Here is a 16,461-nt window from a genome sequence, read left to right as displayed (position 1 = left end):
ACACCACTAGGAAAAAAGACGATATGCCTACACTATTTATAGTCTTCGGTTTGAGATTCTATTTTTACTCCAATGAGCACTTACCGATTCATGTTCACGTTAAGAATGCAGACGGTGAAGCAAAGTTTGAGGTAAATCCTGTTAAACTGATTGATAATAAAGGGATAAAAAGGAAAGACATTAGTTTAGCAGAATCCCTAATCGAAGAGAATAAGGAAATCATCATTGCTAAATGGAAAGAGTATCATGGAAATTGAAGTAAAAAAAGTTTGGTTTGAGGATGATAATATATTTATCCAAACCGTAAATGGCGAAGAGCGCAGTCATCCTTTAAAGTGGTTCCCGAGATTATTAAATGCGTCCAGCGATGAAAGGGAAAACTACGAATTATCTCCTTTCGGAATTCATTGGGAAAAGCTTGATGAAGATCTAAGCTTTGAAGGTTTCTTTTCCTTTTCTAAGGAGCAGGCACCAACCAGGTCCACAACGGCGTAGGCTTAGGCTAGTGCCACATCGACCTGCATCTCAGCAACGGAGGTGAGAACTACATTGAGTTCGCATCATAGTATTCCAAATCCCGCTAGGCGCGCTGCTGCCCGTGTGCATGGAAAACTTGCTGCTTGCGAGCTATTCATAAATCCTGATAGTTTCCTTTCATAAAATAATGAAACATTTCGCCACTTTTGTTTTCACCAGCATATATTTTTCCATCGCCGGAAATATAAATTTGCAAATTATCGGGTAACAAGCCGATCTCACTTTCCGCCCTATACAATATACGCCCAGCAATCAAACCTTCTAATGCAGTCTCGAAGTCGATATGATTTTTTGAGATTAAACCGAGGAGGCCTGGATCTGATACATTGCAAGGGCTTTGCTCTTGAAGAAATTGGAGTATTACAAACTGCGGCACATCTAGCTCATACGGTTTCCATGGCAAAGCAGATAGTGGAATTTCTAATTGTTTTTTTGTTAGGTAGTTATATTTAAAATCCCAGCCCCATTGAGATTCATTAAGTTTTATTTCTTTACAAGCTAAGAATGGATGTACGGCTTCGTGGTCAAAATCGTCTCCAAAAATTTCTGAGCTTATGCCAAACTTGTATGATAGACGGGTCCAAATAAGCTCCAACATATGATACATTGATTTTCCTGACGACGACATAAGGATTTCCCAATAATACGGATTTTGAGTGAACGGAAAAGCCATGGGCATTCCATCATTTTTAATAATCGTGTTATTGCCGCAAATGTATAAATTAGGGAGGCCGCCAGGGCTATAACCTTTGGTTGATCCGTCTTTCAAATTCTGCTCCATTTTTTTTACAAAGCCTTCACGAAGTGAAAATTCGGATGAATAGCCATAGTATCCTATAACAATTCTTAGTGGATGAAAAGCTTCCATGAGTAATAAATGATAAGCCATTTTCTCCTTGTCCGGAAGTTTTTCGACTCTTGACCTTTCCGGCAATTTTTTACCTACCAGAGCACGATAAGCATCACGATGCATGCGGCCTACAAAAGATTCAGCATCCCTTGGGGTGGAAATATCTAGAACAGATCGGAGATTTTGGTGAGAATCGTCAATGTCATTGGCATACAAATTCTTTTTAACTTGAAATACGGCGATGACATCTCTAATATGATACTTGAAGCGGCCTGAAAACGAAATATTCTGTCCTTCACCAACAACTAGCATACAATCCATTTCATCACTCATTGCTCCTTCGTCGTTGAAAATGAAACTGCGCTGAACAATTTTCAAATTAAGGCCTTTAAAAACAGATCTAGATAAGAGTTGCTGAGTTACTCCTTCAAACATTTCCCCAATAGTTACCCGGTGTTTGACGCTGCTCTCATCCTGTTCAATCTTTGTCAGGGCGTATTGTTTAAATTGTTCTAAGAGGTCGGAAATAGTGTTTATCATTTAAAACAAGCATTAATAAGAGAGGGCCTGTACTCATCCAATAAACCAGGTAAGAAGAAAATATAGTCAAAACGCGATATACTATTGAGCTTATAACCAATCGTCCTCAGAATTTTCATTCTTTAAGAAACTTTTCAATCTCCACCCTCAAAACCGGCAAGTGCCTCACCATAATCCCCCAAATAATATCATCCGAAACCGAATGATCCGATTTTGAACATCGACAAGTTTTCGGGAATTGGTGATTCGAATGGCGCTATCCTTCTTGATAATGCGGTTCATTGCCTCTCCGATGATTTCAATGTTTCTTTCGACGGCGCGTTTTGTGCGTAAATCAGCTTGGTAGTTGGCGAATAGCATGGGCCGGTCGGCGAAGAAACTGTCGATCTCTGCGATCGCATTGAGAATGTCGTATAGCCAGGTTTTGATCTCATTGTCCATACACAAGCTGCTTTTGCTGGTTTATATTTTGCAGAAATATGGGTTTTTAATCGCTTTTTCTTCCAGCAGATCCACAGGGCGTTTGAAAATATCTTGCAATGAGAATTTAAAATCAAAATAGTTATCCGCGTAATCTTCAACTTGCATGGGAGTGAAGTCGACAATCAGATCAATGTCACTATCTCCGTCGAATCGATCCGTTAGAACAGATCCGAATGTATATAAGCTTTTCACTCTGTGTGCCTTACAAAGTTTCACGATAGCATCTCTGTACCTTTCCAGCTTGTTCATATTGCTGTCTTTTTCTTTTCAATGTTCGAGCTATTATTTCCCCCCAATCAACCGCTCCAACCTCCCCATCATCTCATCCTTCTCCTTCAACATCCGCTCATAAAGCTCCATTTTCTCCTCATGAAATCTTCTTATTTCTGCAATTGGATTGACATTGAATGTTGAATGCGGATTACCTAAATATGCCTGGTCGTGAAATGTATTTGAAATAATATTGATCGCCTGATCCTCATCAAAATTCCGAATTGCCTCAGCGGGGATTTTAAGAATGGCGGAAACTTGTTCGAGGATGTCGGCATCGATTTTTTCTTTTTGTTCGAGGAGCGAAACTTTTTGCTGGTTCCACTCTTCGCCGAGCTCGAAGGCGAGCACATCTTGTTTGATTCCGAGCATTTCGCGGAAGCGTTTCAGGTTGCGGCCTTCGTGGATCTTGGGGTTGGAGGTAGTATGTGTCATACAAATCGCGATTTCGTTGAAAAGGCAATTTATATAAATATGGCGGGAAGTTTTCGGGTAATTTACGGGGGGTGGGAGGTTGGTTACTGTTTCCGAGCTGGTGAGTTTTGTGGCTGGCTTGGTTTGCCCTTCGACTGCGCTCAGGGTGACAAATGACGGTGCCGCTTAGGTGATGGGGGTTAACTCACCCTTGTCATGCTGAGCGCAGTCGAAGCAAAGTGCGAGATGTTACATTCAAGCGATTTTCACACATTAACCAACATAAAAATGAACACACAAACACACACGAACGAGCCTTCGGAGGCGGTTTTGCTGGCTTTTGGCAAAGAGGTAGACACATTGCTGAGCAGCAGCAGCCCGGCGCGATGGAGGATGCATGTTTGGGATATGTTCGGCGGCTACATCCTCGCACAAAAGGAGCTAGGTTACACGCCGGAGCTGAGCAATACGTTTTGGTCCTTTAAGGAATTAGTGGAGTTTTTTGAGGCGGCGGAACGGATTCGGGGTGGGGAAATGGTGGAGTGACTGGTGTAATTTAGAATTGGTTTCAAGAGTGTTCCGTCGACTGAACTCGGCGGGAATGGATTGGATTGGAAAGTGTTCCGTTGACTGAAGTCAACGGGAACGGATTGTGTTGGTATTCAACCAACCCCATTATCTATAGCCGTCGGTTTTAACCGACGGAAACAGATGGAAAGAATGGTGCGTTTGTTCGGTAATTTTTGGTATATAGCATTCGAAATCAATGTGTTTAATCTTTTTTCGTAAACGTATATGAAAAAGTTGTCTACGATTTTGGCAGTAGGGTTTGTTTGCCTCGCTTTTTCGGGGAAAGCGCAGAAAGCGCCGGGTTGGGAAATTGGCATTCAGGCTGAGTATGGGCGCGATTGGTATCACAAAAGTTACGCAGCTGAAGTAAATTACGGGGAAGAGAACCTGGATTTTTCTACGGATCGCTCGTGGGGCGGGGGATTCTATTTTGAAAAATCGCTGAATCCGAGATGGTCTGTTTTGGGGCAGGTGGGATACGCGCAGAAGAAGATTCACCCGCAGCTTTTTCATTATCCAAGCCAAACGACTGGGCATCACTATACCCGAGAATTGCATCACAGAATTGCGGCGGATGCGGGCATGCGGCTTTATTTGAATCCGGAATCGCGCTTGAAGATTTTTGTGGACGGCAAACTGGGCGGGAATTTCTTCGTTTCAATCGTTCAGCGAGAGGCCAGTCAGGGGGACCGGGTTATCAAAGATGTCTTCAACTTTCAGCGCATAGCCCCGGTCGCATCGGTTTCGGCAGGTCTCAAATGGTCAAGACTTACGATTTCGGCAGAGCATAGAGACGATTTGATGGTTTCGCAAAGAAGTGATAAGAGAAGTGGAATTGCTGGAAAAGGATTGTTTGGGAAAGTTGGGGTAACCTTGTTTCGGGGTAAGGGTAGGTAGGATATCTTGCTGAAAACACATTAAAATAGCTAAATGAGGGCATTGTCGTTGATTTGCATTGCATTACTAATTTCTACATTATCCCACGGCCAAACGTCGCCGGAACCTAAACAAAGCCTCTCATTGAACGCTGGTCTTGTCAAGCTTGGCACCGGAGATATGTTCGGGCTGATGTTCGGGTTTTCATATGAAAAGAAGTTCAGCCCGCGGCTTTCCTGGCTGGCAGACCTGAGCACAACCATTCACGATGGCGCAGACCTGATGCTGGTCACCATTGAAAACCAGCCAACGCAAGACATATCTTATCGTTACACGATCGCCGGAGCACAAGTAGGAGGAAAGCTGGCTTATGATTTTATCAAGTCTTCAAAAATTGACTTCGGAATGCGGCTTGGCGCATTGCTTCATTACCAAAGTTCTTCCCTGGCTGATCAGCGGGCGATTTACTTCCCAATCGTCACAGGCTATCCGCTTCCTTTAACAGTGACCATACACAGGGAGCCGCAGCGCACCTTTGCATTGGGCGGACAAGCACAGCTTTTCGGCAATTATAATGTCAACAGAAAACTGGCAATAGGCGCGTCTCTTGGCTTACAGCTGGATACAAATGGAGATACCATGTTTCCGCAGTTGCAGGTTTCGGTGGGAAGGCGGTTTTAGATAGAGCCTCTGACAATCGCACGTACATTTCGACGTAGAGTAAGGTCGTTTGATACCAGACAAGTTTTAGCCAATGAATCAACCAATTTTATGATACCAGACTTCTTTTTGTACGGTCGCCGGGTGATCCACATTGAATATGATACTGCCACAAACTGGTCTAGCAGGCTTCCAAATGCAAACTGGCTTTGCATTCTGGTCAGCGATCGTCGTGAACGCCGGTACTTGGACGAGGTAATCAGCAAGATCATTGAGAAAGATGTTGGTTGGGTCGCCACAATAGGGAGCCAATGTGAATTAGTGCATGACTTAATTGACGAGGAGATCGCTTTTCGCATGGCAGATATTGAACCGCTGTATTTACCGAAACATAACATTATGACGACTTTTCATCATGATTTCAGTGATGGAATCTGGTTTTCTATCGTAGCAGCAGATGATGATGAATTTGAAATTAAATCAGTCGTGATTTTGGATTTGACGGAAGGTGCGAGTGATGACAAAATTCAGACTGTTTTGAATACAATAATTAACAAAGAAGCCGATTGACGATGTCACGAAAAAAGCGAGCAGCGCAAAGCGCCACCCGCCAAAAATGTAAAATGCCGAACCCTATTTCGCGCCCTTCGCCTTCTTCAAAGCTTCCGTGGTCAAATAATACTTCGCAATCATATTCGGCACTTCCCATTCCGGCAGCTTGCCAGCTTTGAGATACTCCATATACTTGTTCGCTACCTGCGCGAAGTGCGCTTCGTGGCCGTTGTCATACTTCTGAGGGATTGTTACTTCCCAGCCGGCTGCATTCTTTTTCAGCTCAATGCCCGGATATTTGTCCTGTGCGGCTTTGAAGCCGGCCGCAACTGCATCTTCGTAAGCTTTGCTCTTGTCTTTTGTCTCAATGTAAAGCACCGGCTTGTACTTCTGCTCTTTACCCTGGCGCACAATCAGGTTGGCTTTTGAGCCTTTCATGATCGAATAATGCGTATCGCCAGTACCTTCTGGCGCCTGGAAATTCCACAATACGGAAACTTTCGCGTGTACGCCTTTCAGTTTATAATTCATCTCACCATTGGAATACACATTCAATGCCGTATCCTTCACGTCTTTGCTCAGGAAATCAGGGAACTTCTCGCTTTTAGTCACCAGCTTAAATTGCGAAGGCGTCAGCTGCGTGGCAGTACGTTTCGCACCCAGCAGCTCGATGTCTTTTTTGTAATCCAAAGTCACGTCCGGGAAAGCGCTCCATTGAACCAGATCTATCAAATGCGTGGTTACATCCACCATGCCTTCGCCCTGCTGTTTTACATCAAAAAACCAGGTCGGACGAACGAGCGGCTCGCCTGAGATATATTTAAAAAAGTGGTGCACACTTTCTTTCATCACCGCCGGGTCTGATGCAGTTCCTTTTTGTAATTCTCCAAAAATCGCGGGAACAGAAGCAAGCTCGCGTTGCAGCGCATTCGTGATCTCGTAACGCTCTGTCATGATATCATACAAAAGCACCTTGTTCTTTTCTGCACTGGCAAATGCTTCTTTCAGTTTGTCAAAACCGGCTGCATCAATCGCCATTGGCTTGTCGGCCAGTACGTTCAGGCCAGCGTCCACAGACCGTTTGATATAATCCGTTTTCTTCTGATTATTTCCTGCCAAAACAACCACATTACCTTTCTTATCAGACAGCATTTTGTCCATAAAATCGGTACCGGTGTACACTTCTTCTTTCCAGCGGGTCGGATCTTCGCCACGGGTGTTATACTTTTCCACCTTGTCCAGGTAAGCTTTCACATCCGGACCGTCGGTTGCATACACGTGAACCACCGAATCCACATCGGCGTACATGGATTTTTGCACAAGCGCCGCATGGAAATGGCCGGGCTCAACCACGATCAGACTCAGCGGTTTTTTAGCTTCCTCATCCTTCGCCTCTTCCTTTTTCGAATTACATGCCTGGTTAAATGCCATTGCGCTCAATAAAGCGATTGTCAAGAGTTGTTTTCTCATTTGAATGGGTTGATGTAACAGGTGCAAGTTAGTTTCAAAACGAAACTACGCCTGACTGTAAGACGAAATTTCTTTGAGCATCCCTGAACTCGCCTTGTCTATAAAAAGAACCGCATTCGGGTGGTTGCGCAAAATGGTCGACGGATACAATTCCTGAATATCTTCCTCAACCGTATGGTAAATCGCCTGCGCCTTTTTCTCTCCCGGAACAATGCAGAAAGCGTATTGAGCCTTCATTAATGTAGGGATTGTAAGTGTCAATGCAGTCGCAGGGACCTCGTCAAAAGTATCAAAACAAGCATCATTCACCTGCTGCTGGCGGCAGGCGTCGTCAAGCTCAACTTGCTTCACGATCAGAGGGTCATCAAAAAACGCTACGTGCGGATCGTTGAATGCCAAATGCCCGTTTTCACCAATACCCAAACAAACAATATCTGTCGGGTTATTGAGCAACAGCTGCGCATAACGCTCGCATTCTGCATCGAGGTCGGCTGCATTTCCGTCGAGGTAGTTAACGGATTTAAGTGGTTTGAAATCAAACAAGCGAACTTTCAGAAAGTTACCGAAGTTCTGCGGCGCATCTGCGGGAATGCCCACATATTCGTCCATGTGAAATGCATTGATTTTCCCCCACTCTATCCCTTCCTCCTGTTTCAATGCATCCAGAAATTCATTTTGAGAAGGCGCAGAGGCAAAAATAATGTTCAATGTATCTTTCAAAGCCTGCAATTCCCTGATCTTGTCTGCTACGCAACGGGCGGCGGCGGCGCCCATTTCTTTTCGCGTTTCAAAAATTCTTATTTCCAGATTGTCCACTTTCATCTTTCGTGTTTTTAATACTTATATAGCGTTATTGTAAATTATCTTTCCTTTGACGATCGTTTTTTGTACCGATATATTTTGGTCAAAAATCACAATGTCAGCATCTTTCCCGGCCACCAATGAGCCTTTTCTCTGATCAACTCCCATGATCCGGGCTGGCGTGAGACTCGCCATTCTCACCGCATCAAGCAGCGAAACGTCGGCGATCTGCACCATAGTCCGCACGAGGCGGTCGGCTGTTGAAACGCTTCCTGCAAACGAAGTGCGGTCGGGGAGCTTGGCCACGCCGTCTTCCACGATGACTTTCAACCCGTTTTTGAGTGAACCCAATGTACTTTCACCCTCGGGCATTCCGGCGGCGCGCATAGCGTCGGTAATCAGTGCAATGCGATCAGCACCCTTGATTTTACAGATCAATTTTAAAAGCGGCGCAGGCAAATGCACGCCGTCGGCAATGATCTCCACGTCCATATCCAGCAAAAAAGCACTTTCAATGGTACCCGCATACCGAAATGCATTGCGCCGCGTCACGCCCGACATCGCTGAATATAAATGTGTGGCTAGGGTATAACCATTTTCAAATGCGTCCAAAACCTCCTCGTAGATCGCATCGGTGTGCGCTACTGCGGCGAGTATCCCTTTTTGTTTTAATCTTTTACCAAAATCAATAGCCCCAGGCAACTCCGGCGCCGCGCTCCACCTGGTAATGGAAGAGGAGTAAGCGAGCACTTCTTCATACTCCGCCGGATCAGGATTGCGGATATAACGCGGGTCCTGCGCCCCCCGCTGGCTCAATGCGAAATAGGGACCTTCCAAATGCATCCCGAGAAACTGCGCGCCATTTACATTCGCGGCATTTGCTTTTTCATACAGATCCAATGTTTCCAGCAAATCTGCCTTTTCGCTCGTCAGGGTAGTAGGTACCATCGCCGTTGTACCATACTTAGCATGCGTCTCAGCAATCCCCAAAAACGCCTCCACACTCCCATCCATAAAATCATATCCGCCCCCGCCGTGAATGTGAATGTCAATGAAACCCGGGGCCACGTAATGTCCGTTCGCGTCGATTACCTCGGCATCAGGAACATCGACATCACCCTGGTGAACACCAATAATTTTTCCATCCTCAATTACCAGCGTACCGTTCTTGATGTAGCGATAGGGAGTTATTAGTGTGCTGTTTATGATTTTTGTTTTCATTACTGATGTTAAATTTTATCATCTGGCTTGCCCAACCACTTTGTCATGCTGAGCGCAGTCGAAGCACATTGCGCAATGCCAAGAAGCGAGCGATGCCGCTGAAAGCCCTTCGACTGCGCTCAGGGTGACAAAGGCGGCGCGCATTAAAACTATCGCTGAAAGCCCTTCGACCGCCCGGCGGCCCGGTGCGCTCAGGGTGACAAACGCCGACTGCCGAAAGCCGACGGCCGACACCCCTAAACCCCCCACCTCCTAAACCGATGCCCCTTCACCGCATAAAACACCAGATACAAATAGCAAGGGATCAACACCCAGTATGCTTGGCGCACGTCAAGGTGATCGGCGAAGTAGCCGTAGAATAGCGGCATGATTGCGTTTCCGCAGAGTCCCATGATCATGATTGAGGCGCCTAGCTTGGTGAAGCGGCCCAGACCATCAAGGGCAAGCGGCCAAATGCCGGCCCAAACCAGTGAGTTGGCCAGACCAAGCAGTACCACAAACCAAATGGAGATATCAGCCTCGTGCCCAAGGAAGTTGACCTGGCCTTTTGTAAAAATGATCAGCAGCGAGAATACGGTTCCGAGGATCGTGCAAATCCGCAGTGCATTGACCTGACTGATGAATTTTGGAATAAGCGTAATGCCAATCAGATACCCGCAAATCGTGCAGAACAAGGTATAGGAAGGGAATACCTTTGCTTCCAGCAGATCAATGCCCATTGAATTGGCATAACCGATAATAGTATCTATCGCGATTACCTGCGTACCTACGTGCAGGAAGATTGCCAGTGCGCCCAGGATCAGGTGCGGGAATTGGAAAATGCTCGTTTTGCCTGCATTAGCAGTAGCTATTTCCTCACTTTCGTGCTCGGTATCAATCTCCGGCAAAGGCGATTTAAAAACGAGGATACCCAGCACAAACAAAAAGGTACCCAATGCAATATACGGATTGATCACACGCCGGATCAGCTCGTCCAAAGCCGCACTTCTTTCAATGTCGGTCATGGAGCCTAGCTGTGCGAAAAGATCCGTGTCGGTCGGTTTCAGGATTACAGCTGCGAAAACAATGGGAGACAAAATACCAGCAGCTTTATTGCAAATGCCCATCATACTGATCCGCTGGGCTGCTCTTTCCTTAGCGCCGAGGATGGTAATGTAGGGATTCGCGGCAGTTTGCAGAATAGCTAGTCCGATTCCGATTGTAAACAAGCCGAGCAGGAATATCTCGTAAGTACGTGTCATGGCAGCGGGCACAAAAATGAATGCACCCAACGCCATCGCCCAGAACCCGAACATCATACCTTTTTTGAAACCAACCTTTTTCAACAAAAAAGAAGAAGGTACCGACATCACGAAATACGCAATGTAAAAGGCAAATGCGACGAGATAAGCCTGAAAACTGGTGAGCTCGCAGGCTATTTTGAAATAAGGGATCAATATCGAATTGACCCAGGAAATGAATCCAAAAATGAAAAACATTACCCCGATCAGGAAAATAGAGATGGTGGTCTCCCGCCGGGTAAGGTTCTCAACTTTAATGGCGGCTGTTGCTGCTTTCATTAGGTATTGTTTTCATTGGTGTAAAGGGGTTAATATATGTCGCGTTTGTGCTCCCCGTGTGTGACTGGCTCTTCAAACGTAGCATTTGGCCTTCCCTTCGACTGCGCTCAGGGTGACAAAGGGGCGTTTTGTCACCCTGAGCGCAGTCGAAGGGAAGGCACGACGTTACCACTTGAAGGGAAGGCACAATGCTACTTATTGAGAACTAAACCGTCGGCTCCCAGCCCTTCTGATACTCTCTCTTCCACAGCTTCTCAGCCTCTTTGTTTCCTTTGATATGCCCGTTTGACGGATCAACATTCAGCACACCGCCGGAGCGTACTGCAATATTTCCGAGCTGGGCCAGAAGCGTACTCTGGTGCCCGCCTACGATCTCGGCATTCAATGGGGTACCTTTTTTGATCCCGTCAAAAAAGTTCTGGATATGCAGCGCATCGAGTCCCTGCGACGGGTTCATTTTGTTGAGCGGGTCGATCACAAAGTCGTTCTTGGCTTCTTTCACCAGCTTGTTTTTGAGGTCGAAAATCTGGTAAGTATTGCCTTCTCCAATTTGCAGGGTGCCATTGTCGCCATAAAACACAACCCCCACGCTCGCACCTTCGTTCGTGCGTCCATTGCAGCTGCGGCCTTCCCACGACATCATGGTATTGTTGGCAAATTCAAGGTTGATTACCTGTGTATCCGGCGTTTCCCAATCGTCTTTGTAGCGGAAACGGCCGCCTGTGGAAGTTACTTTGGTGGGATAATCCACCTGCAAACCCCAGCGCATCAGGTCGAGCATGTGGGTACCATTGTTCAAAGCCTCGCCTGTGCCCCAGTTCCAGAACCAGTGCCAGTTGTAATGCACTACATTGTCTTTGTACGCTTTGCGCGGCGCGGGTCCCTGCCACAGCTCGTAGTCAAGCCACGAGGGAACTGCCACTTCCTTACCCACGCCAATCGATGCCCGGTTGTTGGTATACCAGCCTTTTGCATAATAAGCCCGGCCGATTGCGCCATCGTGAACTGCCTTGATCGCAGCGGCTACATTGGGCCAGGAGCGGCGCTGGTTACCCATTTGGATTACATTCTTGTATTTTTTCGCGGCAGCAATCAGCAGCTCGCCTTCGTGCGGATTGTGGCTGCATGGTTTTTCGAGGTAAACGTGCTTACCTGCTTTTGAAGCGAGTATGGCAGCAGGCGCGTGCCAGTGATCGGGCGCGGCAACTACAAGCGCATCCATATCCTTATTTTCCAGTGCCTTTCTGAAATCGGGTACGTTTGCAGGTTTATACTTGGCAACTTCATTAACGGTACTGATCGCCTTTTCAGCAGCACGGGAATCCACATCAGATATGGAAACGATCTCACAGTTGGGCTGTAAGGCATAGTTGGAAGATAATGCAAGTCCGCGGCTGTTTACGCCCATCATTCCTACGCGCACTTTCTCGTTTGCGCCAATGATTTTGGCATAGCTCTTTGGTGAAAAGCCAGGTAACACGCCGCCAAATGCAATTGCCGCGCCTCCTGCAAGTGATTTCTTAATGAAGTCTCTCCTGTCGCTGCCTTCGCGATGAGCAGAACCGGCGTTTTCAGTATTGTTCAAATTGGTTGTCATGGGATATAGGTTTAAGATTTTAATAGTATTTCTCAGTTGAAAAAAGCACGGGAATGGAAATCATACTGGTGACATAAGTGAGCCGCGTCGGGTCTCCCTCACGAGGTAATCCGTACAAATACCTGCATTTGGGTGACGGAACTAATGCTTATTTTTTGCGTGCTTTGGCGAGCACTGTTTCGAGCATGACGCTTTTGCCACCTTGCCTTTTACTCTCGTCCGCGGCTTCCATGAAGGCGAATATTTCAATGGTCTCTTCGGGTGTTACCGGTACTTCGCCAGTCTGGAAATACTTTACAATATCCTTTAAAAGAGGCTCATACCCACCATACGGACCCAGTACTTTGTTTCCATCCTGCGTGAAAACTGTTCCGCCGTAATCGTGTTTTCCAGTGCGTGTCCCGCGGAATGTCCCTGTGCGGCCATCTTCCCAAATCCCTACTACAATATCCGTGTTTGGTGTATTTACGCGGGTCACACTTTTGCAGCCGGTACCCATTACCGTGTACAAAGCCTCTATGCCATGGATACCGTACCAGTAAAAGTCCGGGTGTGTTTTTTCAAGAACGGCCGGGCTATACGTATCTGCGCCTAGTACTTTCGATTTATCAATTCCTTCAACACCTTTCATATACCTTAATGAAGAAGCAGAAAACACAGGTATCTTGTATTTTTTGGAAGCTTCGTAAATCGCCAGGGTGTCTGCGAGTGAAGCAGCTACCGGCTTGTCGATAAACATTCTTTTACCAGACTTGAAAACTTCCAGTGCCTGCTGCAAATGCAGCCTTCCATCATTGGTTTCGAGCAGGATCACGTCAGTTTTACTCAACAGATCCTGAATGGAGCCGACGATTTCGACGCCTAGCTTTTTCACTTCTTCAATGTAGCCGGGTATACGTTTAGCGCTGGATTCAATTTCTTTGCTGCCATAAGGATAGGCAGCCGTTACTTTGTAGCCTTCAAAAACCGGATCGGGCGTTGCTGCATTCAACGCCTTGGCGAATGCAATGCTGTGCGAGGTATCCAAACCGATGATACCGACGCGTTTTCCGTCAGCTGGCCTAGCCGAAAGCGGTAGGTGATCAAGCAAGCTGAGGCTTGCGCCTGCCGCTGCCGATTGTAAAATGAATGTTCTTCTGCTAAGCGAATGCATAGAGATTTAGGAAAAGTGTTTAGGAATAGGATTAATGATGTAATGTGATCGGGTACGTACCCGTAAATATACTAACATATTTGAATTTGCAAAATGATCAGTTTTGATAAAACGCCTGGTTCTCCCTGGTAATGATGTCGATAGGCATGAAATGCACTTTTTCAACAGGAGTACCGAGCACCAGTTTCTGATAAAGCGCCATTAATCCGCGGTAACCCTGTTCTTCGGGTTTGTGGCAGATCAGGAAATCGATCAGACCTTCGTTCAGGTAATTGATGTTTTCTTTCAAAAAGTCGTAACCGATCAGCGAAATATCGGTCCGCTTGCTCTTCTTCAAAAACGAGGCAACCGCGAAAACCCTGGAATTGGTTACAAAAATGGCTTCCAGGTCTTCATGTTCGTGCAAAACGCGCGTCAATGCATTGGTTACCGATAAATTATCTGTATCCGGAATATCAACCCGCACAATTTCGCAGGGTTGATCGTGGTCTGTAAAGTAAGCGCGGAACCCTTTTTCGATCTGCAGGTAATTGTAATCAATCTCTTTGGAAATGTTGACTACCAGTACTTTGTTGTTTTCTTTCAAACGGTAAGTCAGCAATTTGGCGCCTACATAACCACTTTGGTATAAATGCGGTCCGATATAGCACAAATTATCCTGCCCCGGCAGATCGGAGTCGATGAATGTTACTGGGATCTTTTTGTCGTGACAAGCCTGTGCAAACTCCTTCGATTCTTCAATGAAAGAAGGAGAGAGCAGCACACCTTGTATATCTTCTTTCAAAAGCTTGCGCGACTGCTCTTCGAAAGAATTCTTATCATTCAGATCAAAAAAGAAGTGAAGAATTTCAATTCCGTATTTCTTGATCTCAGACTCCGCCCGCGTGATACCGCGCAAAGGCGCTTCCCAGAAATCCGTTTCATCTGAAACCCGCGGGATTAAAACGGCCAGCGTAATAATTTTCCGTGAAGCTAGTCTGCTTGCAAGTATATTCGGTTGGTAATCAAGTTCCTTAATAATTTCATTAATTTTCCGCTTGGTCTTTTCAGAAACGCCTGTCCGGTTATGAATGACCCTGTCGACGGTTGCAATGGACACATTGGCCCGTCGCGCAATTTCCTTCACTCCATAGTAAGTAGTATCTTTTTTCATCGGTATTAGCAGAAGGCATTTTCGCCCAATATAAAGCGCGTTTTTCCAAAAACAACAAAGAAGTAGCACTGGTATCAGGAAAGGCTGCACAAGCACCCTGATATTTATGTAAACGAAAGTCCACTAATTCAGTAGAGAATAAAATATTTTCCTAAATTCCCGGTCTACTCAGCTCGTTTCTACTTTGACATCAATTTCAATTCATCCAAAAGTCATGAAGTTCAGGATTCTGTCAGCCCTCTGTTTGGCAATTATCATATCGCCGGTTATGCTGCACGCCCAATCACCAAAGCCCAGCCGGCCCAATATCATCTTTATCCTGGCCGACGATCTCGGATATGGAGACGTAGGTTTTAATGGTCAAAAGCTGATCAAAACGCCCAACATTGACAAGCTAGCCCGGGAGGGGATGATTTTCAGCCAGTTTTATGCAGGTACCTCCGTGTGTGCACCTTCGCGCTCTTCTTTGCTCACTGGCCAACATACCGGTCACACTTACATTCGAGGCAATAAAAGTGTTGAACCCGAAGGCCAGTACCCGATTGCCGACTCGGTCACTACCATTGCCGAAGTTTTGAAAAAATCAGGTTATACCACAGCTGCATTCGGCAAATGGGGTTTGGGGCCGGTAGGGTCGGAGGGAGATCCCAACAAGCAGGGTTTTGATAATTTTTACGGTTATAACTGTCAGAGCCTGGCGCACCGCTACTACCCCAATCATTTGTGGAATAACGGCGAGAAAATCGTTCTGGAAGCGAACAAAAACCTGATGTACAACAAAGAATATGCGCCGGACCTGATCCAGCAGCAGGCTTTGCAGTTTATGGACAAACAGCAGGCAGGAAAGCCTTTTTTCCTTTTTTTACCCTACATTCTTCCACATGCAGAGCTGCTCGTGCCTGACGATAGCCTTTTTCAGAAGTACAAAGGAAAGTTTGAAGAAAAATTTCACAAAGGCGCTGATTATGGTCGTAATGCGACTCCGGGCGGCTATGCATCGCAGGAATTCCCACGGGCTACTTTCGCGGCCATGGTAGCTCGGCTGGATATGTATGTAGGACAGGTAATGAGCAAGTTGAAGGAAAAAGGTCTGGATAAAAATACTTTGGTGATCTTCACTAGTGACAATGGTCCGCACGTAGAGGGCGGCGCTGATCCTAAGTTCTTTGGAAGCAGCGGCGGGTTCAGGGGCGTGAAGCGCGACTTGTACGAAGGAGGAATCCGGGAACCCTTTGCGGCGCGCTGGCCGGGAACCATCAAGCCGGGTTCTAAAAGTGACTACATCGGCGCATTCTGGGACATATTGCCCACTTTCGCCGAGCTGGCCAACGCGCAAGCGCCACGCAATATCGACGGGATTTCATTTACGGATGCATTAAAGGGCAGGCCAACCCAAAAGAAGCACGATTACCTCTACTGGGAATTCCATGAGCAGGGTGGGAGGCAGGCTGTGCGGCAGGGAAACTGGAAGGCAGTGCGATTGAAAGCAGCGGGTAACCCGGATGCATTGGTGGAGTTGTACGACCTCTCCAAAGATCCCGCCGAGACCACCAACCTCACACCACAGTTCCCCGAAAAAGCCAAAGAACTCGGTCAGCTCATGAACCGCGCCCATGTTACCTCGGCAGTATTTCCGTTCGGGAGTTTGGCGACGAATTGAGACATTAGACGTACCGCAGGATCATTTAAGGAGGTTTATATTGTTTGTATTTTGTAAATCGAATGTCATAAACTCTGGCAAAAACATTTGACCAT

General features: G+C 46.4%; 18 protein-coding genes. 7 read left to right on the top strand and 11 right to left on the bottom strand.

Annotation, left to right across the window (positions count from 1 at the left end):
• The first annotated feature begins 23 nt into the window (after window positions 1-23).
• Both Q369_RS0115055 and Q369_RS0115050 read left to right on the top strand, forming a co-directional pair.
• Window positions 24-257 carry a DUF4160 domain-containing protein gene (locus Q369_RS0115055; RefSeq protein WP_031528626.1) on the top strand — a complete coding sequence of 78 codons (234 nt, stop codon included), beginning with the start codon at window positions 24-26 and terminating at the stop codon, window positions 255-257.
• Window positions 247-495, top strand: coding sequence for a DUF2442 domain-containing protein (locus Q369_RS0115050; RefSeq protein ID WP_031528625.1), 249 nt, complete (start codon window positions 247-249; stop codon window positions 493-495). Before Q369_RS0115055 ends, Q369_RS0115050 begins: the two co-directional genes overlap by 11 nt.
• Window positions 496-631: 136 nt before the next feature.
• Here Q369_RS0115050 and Q369_RS0115045 read toward each other — a convergent pair whose 3' ends face one another.
• The 4 genes from Q369_RS0115045 to Q369_RS0115030 form a co-directional block, all read right to left on the bottom strand.
• A complete protein-coding gene (locus Q369_RS0115045) occupies window positions 632-1,927 on the bottom strand; it encodes a DUF6602 domain-containing protein (protein ID WP_031528624.1) in 1,296 nt (431 codons plus the stop codon).
• A 165-nt stretch (window positions 1,928-2,092) separates the two neighbouring features.
• The gene (locus Q369_RS27740; protein WP_229206848.1) at window positions 2,093-2,368 is read right to left on the bottom strand and encodes a HepT-like ribonuclease domain-containing protein; all 276 of its coding nucleotides are present in this window, start codon (window positions 2,366-2,368) and stop codon (window positions 2,093-2,095) included.
• Between the two features lie 21 nt (window positions 2,369-2,389).
• A complete protein-coding gene (locus Q369_RS27735; RefSeq protein WP_205624321.1) occupies window positions 2,390-2,659 on the bottom strand; it encodes a nucleotidyltransferase family protein in 270 nt (89 codons plus the stop codon).
• A 33-nt stretch (window positions 2,660-2,692) separates the two neighbouring features.
• The gene (locus tag Q369_RS0115030) at window positions 2,693-3,115 is read right to left on the bottom strand and encodes a helix-turn-helix domain-containing protein (protein ID WP_031528623.1); all 423 of its coding nucleotides are present in this window, start codon (window positions 3,113-3,115) and stop codon (window positions 2,693-2,695) included.
• A 267-nt stretch (window positions 3,116-3,382) separates the two neighbouring features.
• On the opposite strand from Q369_RS0115030, the gene Q369_RS0115025 reads away from it, so the two are divergent.
• From Q369_RS0115025 to Q369_RS0115010, 4 genes are all read left to right on the top strand, one after another.
• On the top strand, window positions 3,383-3,640 hold the full coding sequence (locus Q369_RS0115025; RefSeq protein ID WP_031528622.1) for a hypothetical protein: 258 nt from the start codon (window positions 3,383-3,385) through the stop codon (window positions 3,638-3,640).
• A 249-nt stretch (window positions 3,641-3,889) separates the two neighbouring features.
• Window positions 3,890-4,561 carry a hypothetical protein gene (locus Q369_RS0115020; protein WP_031528621.1) on the top strand — a complete coding sequence of 224 codons (672 nt, stop codon included), beginning with the start codon at window positions 3,890-3,892 and terminating at the stop codon, window positions 4,559-4,561.
• A gap of 123 nt (window positions 4,562-4,684) precedes the next feature.
• Window positions 4,685-5,221 (top strand): hypothetical protein, encoded by a 537-nt coding sequence (locus tag Q369_RS0115015; protein ID WP_157488203.1) that lies wholly within the window; start codon window positions 4,685-4,687, stop codon window positions 5,219-5,221.
• A 90-nt stretch (window positions 5,222-5,311) separates the two neighbouring features.
• Window positions 5,312-5,770, top strand: a complete 459-nt coding sequence (locus Q369_RS0115010) for a DUF7684 family protein (protein ID WP_031528619.1) — start codon at window positions 5,312-5,314, stop codon at window positions 5,768-5,770.
• Window positions 5,771-5,833: 63 nt separating this feature from the next.
• Here Q369_RS0115010 and Q369_RS0115005 read toward each other — a convergent pair whose 3' ends face one another.
• The 7 genes from Q369_RS0115005 to Q369_RS0114975 all read right to left on the bottom strand — a co-directional run bounded on the left by Q369_RS0115005 (window position 5,834) and on the right by Q369_RS0114975 (window position 14,706).
• Window positions 5,834-7,222 (bottom strand): putative oxidoreductase C-terminal domain-containing protein, encoded by a 1,389-nt coding sequence (locus Q369_RS0115005; protein WP_031528618.1) that lies wholly within the window; start codon window positions 7,220-7,222, stop codon window positions 5,834-5,836.
• A gap of 45 nt (window positions 7,223-7,267) precedes the next feature.
• Complete coding sequence (locus Q369_RS0115000; protein WP_031528617.1) at window positions 7,268-8,044, bottom strand: glucosamine-6-phosphate deaminase; 777 nt, start codon at window positions 8,042-8,044, stop codon at window positions 7,268-7,270.
• An 18-nt stretch (window positions 8,045-8,062) separates the two neighbouring features.
• Window positions 8,063-9,244, bottom strand: coding sequence for an N-acetylglucosamine-6-phosphate deacetylase (nagA, locus tag Q369_RS0114995; protein ID WP_031528616.1), 1,182 nt, complete (start codon window positions 9,242-9,244; stop codon window positions 8,063-8,065).
• 236 nt (window positions 9,245-9,480) lie between these two features.
• Window positions 9,481-10,803 (bottom strand): sugar MFS transporter, encoded by a 1,323-nt coding sequence (locus Q369_RS0114990; RefSeq protein ID WP_031528615.1) that lies wholly within the window; start codon window positions 10,801-10,803, stop codon window positions 9,481-9,483.
• Window positions 10,804-11,008: 205 nt separating this feature from the next.
• Window positions 11,009-12,400: a Gfo/Idh/MocA family protein gene (locus tag Q369_RS0114985; RefSeq protein ID WP_035333510.1), complete on the bottom strand. Its 1,392-nt coding sequence runs from the start codon at window positions 12,398-12,400 to the stop codon at window positions 11,009-11,011.
• A gap of 148 nt (window positions 12,401-12,548) precedes the next feature.
• The gene (locus Q369_RS0114980; RefSeq protein WP_031528613.1) at window positions 12,549-13,553 is read right to left on the bottom strand and encodes a Gfo/Idh/MocA family protein; all 1,005 of its coding nucleotides are present in this window, start codon (window positions 13,551-13,553) and stop codon (window positions 12,549-12,551) included.
• 97 nt (window positions 13,554-13,650) lie between these two features.
• Complete coding sequence (locus Q369_RS0114975) at window positions 13,651-14,706, bottom strand: LacI family DNA-binding transcriptional regulator (RefSeq protein WP_031528612.1); 1,056 nt, start codon at window positions 14,704-14,706, stop codon at window positions 13,651-13,653.
• A gap of 268 nt (window positions 14,707-14,974) precedes the next feature.
• Here Q369_RS0114975 and Q369_RS0114970 point away from each other — a divergent pair, with 268 nt between their 5' ends.
• On the top strand, window positions 14,975-16,366 hold the full coding sequence (locus tag Q369_RS0114970; RefSeq protein WP_051664089.1) for an arylsulfatase: 1,392 nt from the start codon (window positions 14,975-14,977) through the stop codon (window positions 16,364-16,366).
• Window positions 16,367-16,461 lie beyond the last annotated feature (95 nt).

The organism is Dyadobacter crusticola DSM 16708, from assembly GCF_000701505.1.
GTDB classification, from domain to species: Bacteria; Bacteroidota; Bacteroidia; order Cytophagales; family Spirosomataceae; genus Dyadobacter; species Dyadobacter crusticola.
Note: the sequence above shows the minus strand (reverse complement) of the source record. Positions and strands in the feature narration are given on the sequence as shown.

Bases quoted from the DNA above. Each gene is read 5' to 3' on its own strand.
- Q369_RS0115055 (WP_031528626.1), top strand. From the start codon at position 24: ATGCCTACACTATTTATAGTCTTCGGTTTGAGATTCTATTTTTACTCC.
- Q369_RS0115050 (WP_031528625.1), top strand. From the start codon at position 247: ATGGAAATTGAAGTAAAAAAAGTTTGGTTTGAGGATGATAATATATTT.
- Q369_RS0115045 (WP_031528624.1), bottom strand. From the start codon at position 1,927: ATGATAAACACTATTTCCGACCTCTTAGAACAATTTAAACAATACGCC.
- Q369_RS27740 (WP_229206848.1), bottom strand. From the start codon at position 2,368: ATGGACAATGAGATCAAAACCTGGCTATACGACATTCTCAATGCGATC.
- Q369_RS27735 (WP_205624321.1), bottom strand. From the start codon at position 2,659: ATGAACAAGCTGGAAAGGTACAGAGATGCTATCGTGAAACTTTGTAAG.
- Q369_RS0115030 (WP_031528623.1), bottom strand. From the start codon at position 3,115: ATGACACATACTACCTCCAACCCCAAGATCCACGAAGGCCGCAACCTG.
- Q369_RS0115025 (WP_031528622.1), top strand. From the start codon at position 3,383: ATGAACACACAAACACACACGAACGAGCCTTCGGAGGCGGTTTTGCTG.
- Q369_RS0115020 (WP_031528621.1), top strand. From the start codon at position 3,890: ATGAAAAAGTTGTCTACGATTTTGGCAGTAGGGTTTGTTTGCCTCGCT.
- Q369_RS0115010 (WP_031528619.1), top strand. From the start codon at position 5,312: ATGATACCAGACTTCTTTTTGTACGGTCGCCGGGTGATCCACATTGAA.
- Q369_RS0115005 (WP_031528618.1), bottom strand. From the start codon at position 7,222: ATGAGAAAACAACTCTTGACAATCGCTTTATTGAGCGCAATGGCATTT.
- Q369_RS0115000 (WP_031528617.1), bottom strand. From the start codon at position 8,044: ATGAAAGTGGACAATCTGGAAATAAGAATTTTTGAAACGCGAAAAGAA.
- nagA (WP_031528616.1), bottom strand. From the start codon at position 9,244: ATGAAAACAAAAATCATAAACAGCACACTAATAACTCCCTATCGCTAC.
- Q369_RS0114990 (WP_031528615.1), bottom strand. From the start codon at position 10,803: ATGAAAGCAGCAACAGCCGCCATTAAAGTTGAGAACCTTACCCGGCGG.
- Q369_RS0114985 (WP_035333510.1), bottom strand. From the start codon at position 12,400: ATGACAACCAATTTGAACAATACTGAAAACGCCGGTTCTGCTCATCGC.
- Q369_RS0114980 (WP_031528613.1), bottom strand. From the start codon at position 13,553: ATGCATTCGCTTAGCAGAAGAACATTCATTTTACAATCGGCAGCGGCA.
- Q369_RS0114975 (WP_031528612.1), bottom strand. From the start codon at position 14,706: ATGAAAAAAGATACTACTTACTATGGAGTGAAGGAAATTGCGCGACGG.
- Q369_RS0114970 (WP_051664089.1), top strand. From the start codon at position 14,975: ATGCTGCACGCCCAATCACCAAAGCCCAGCCGGCCCAATATCATCTTT.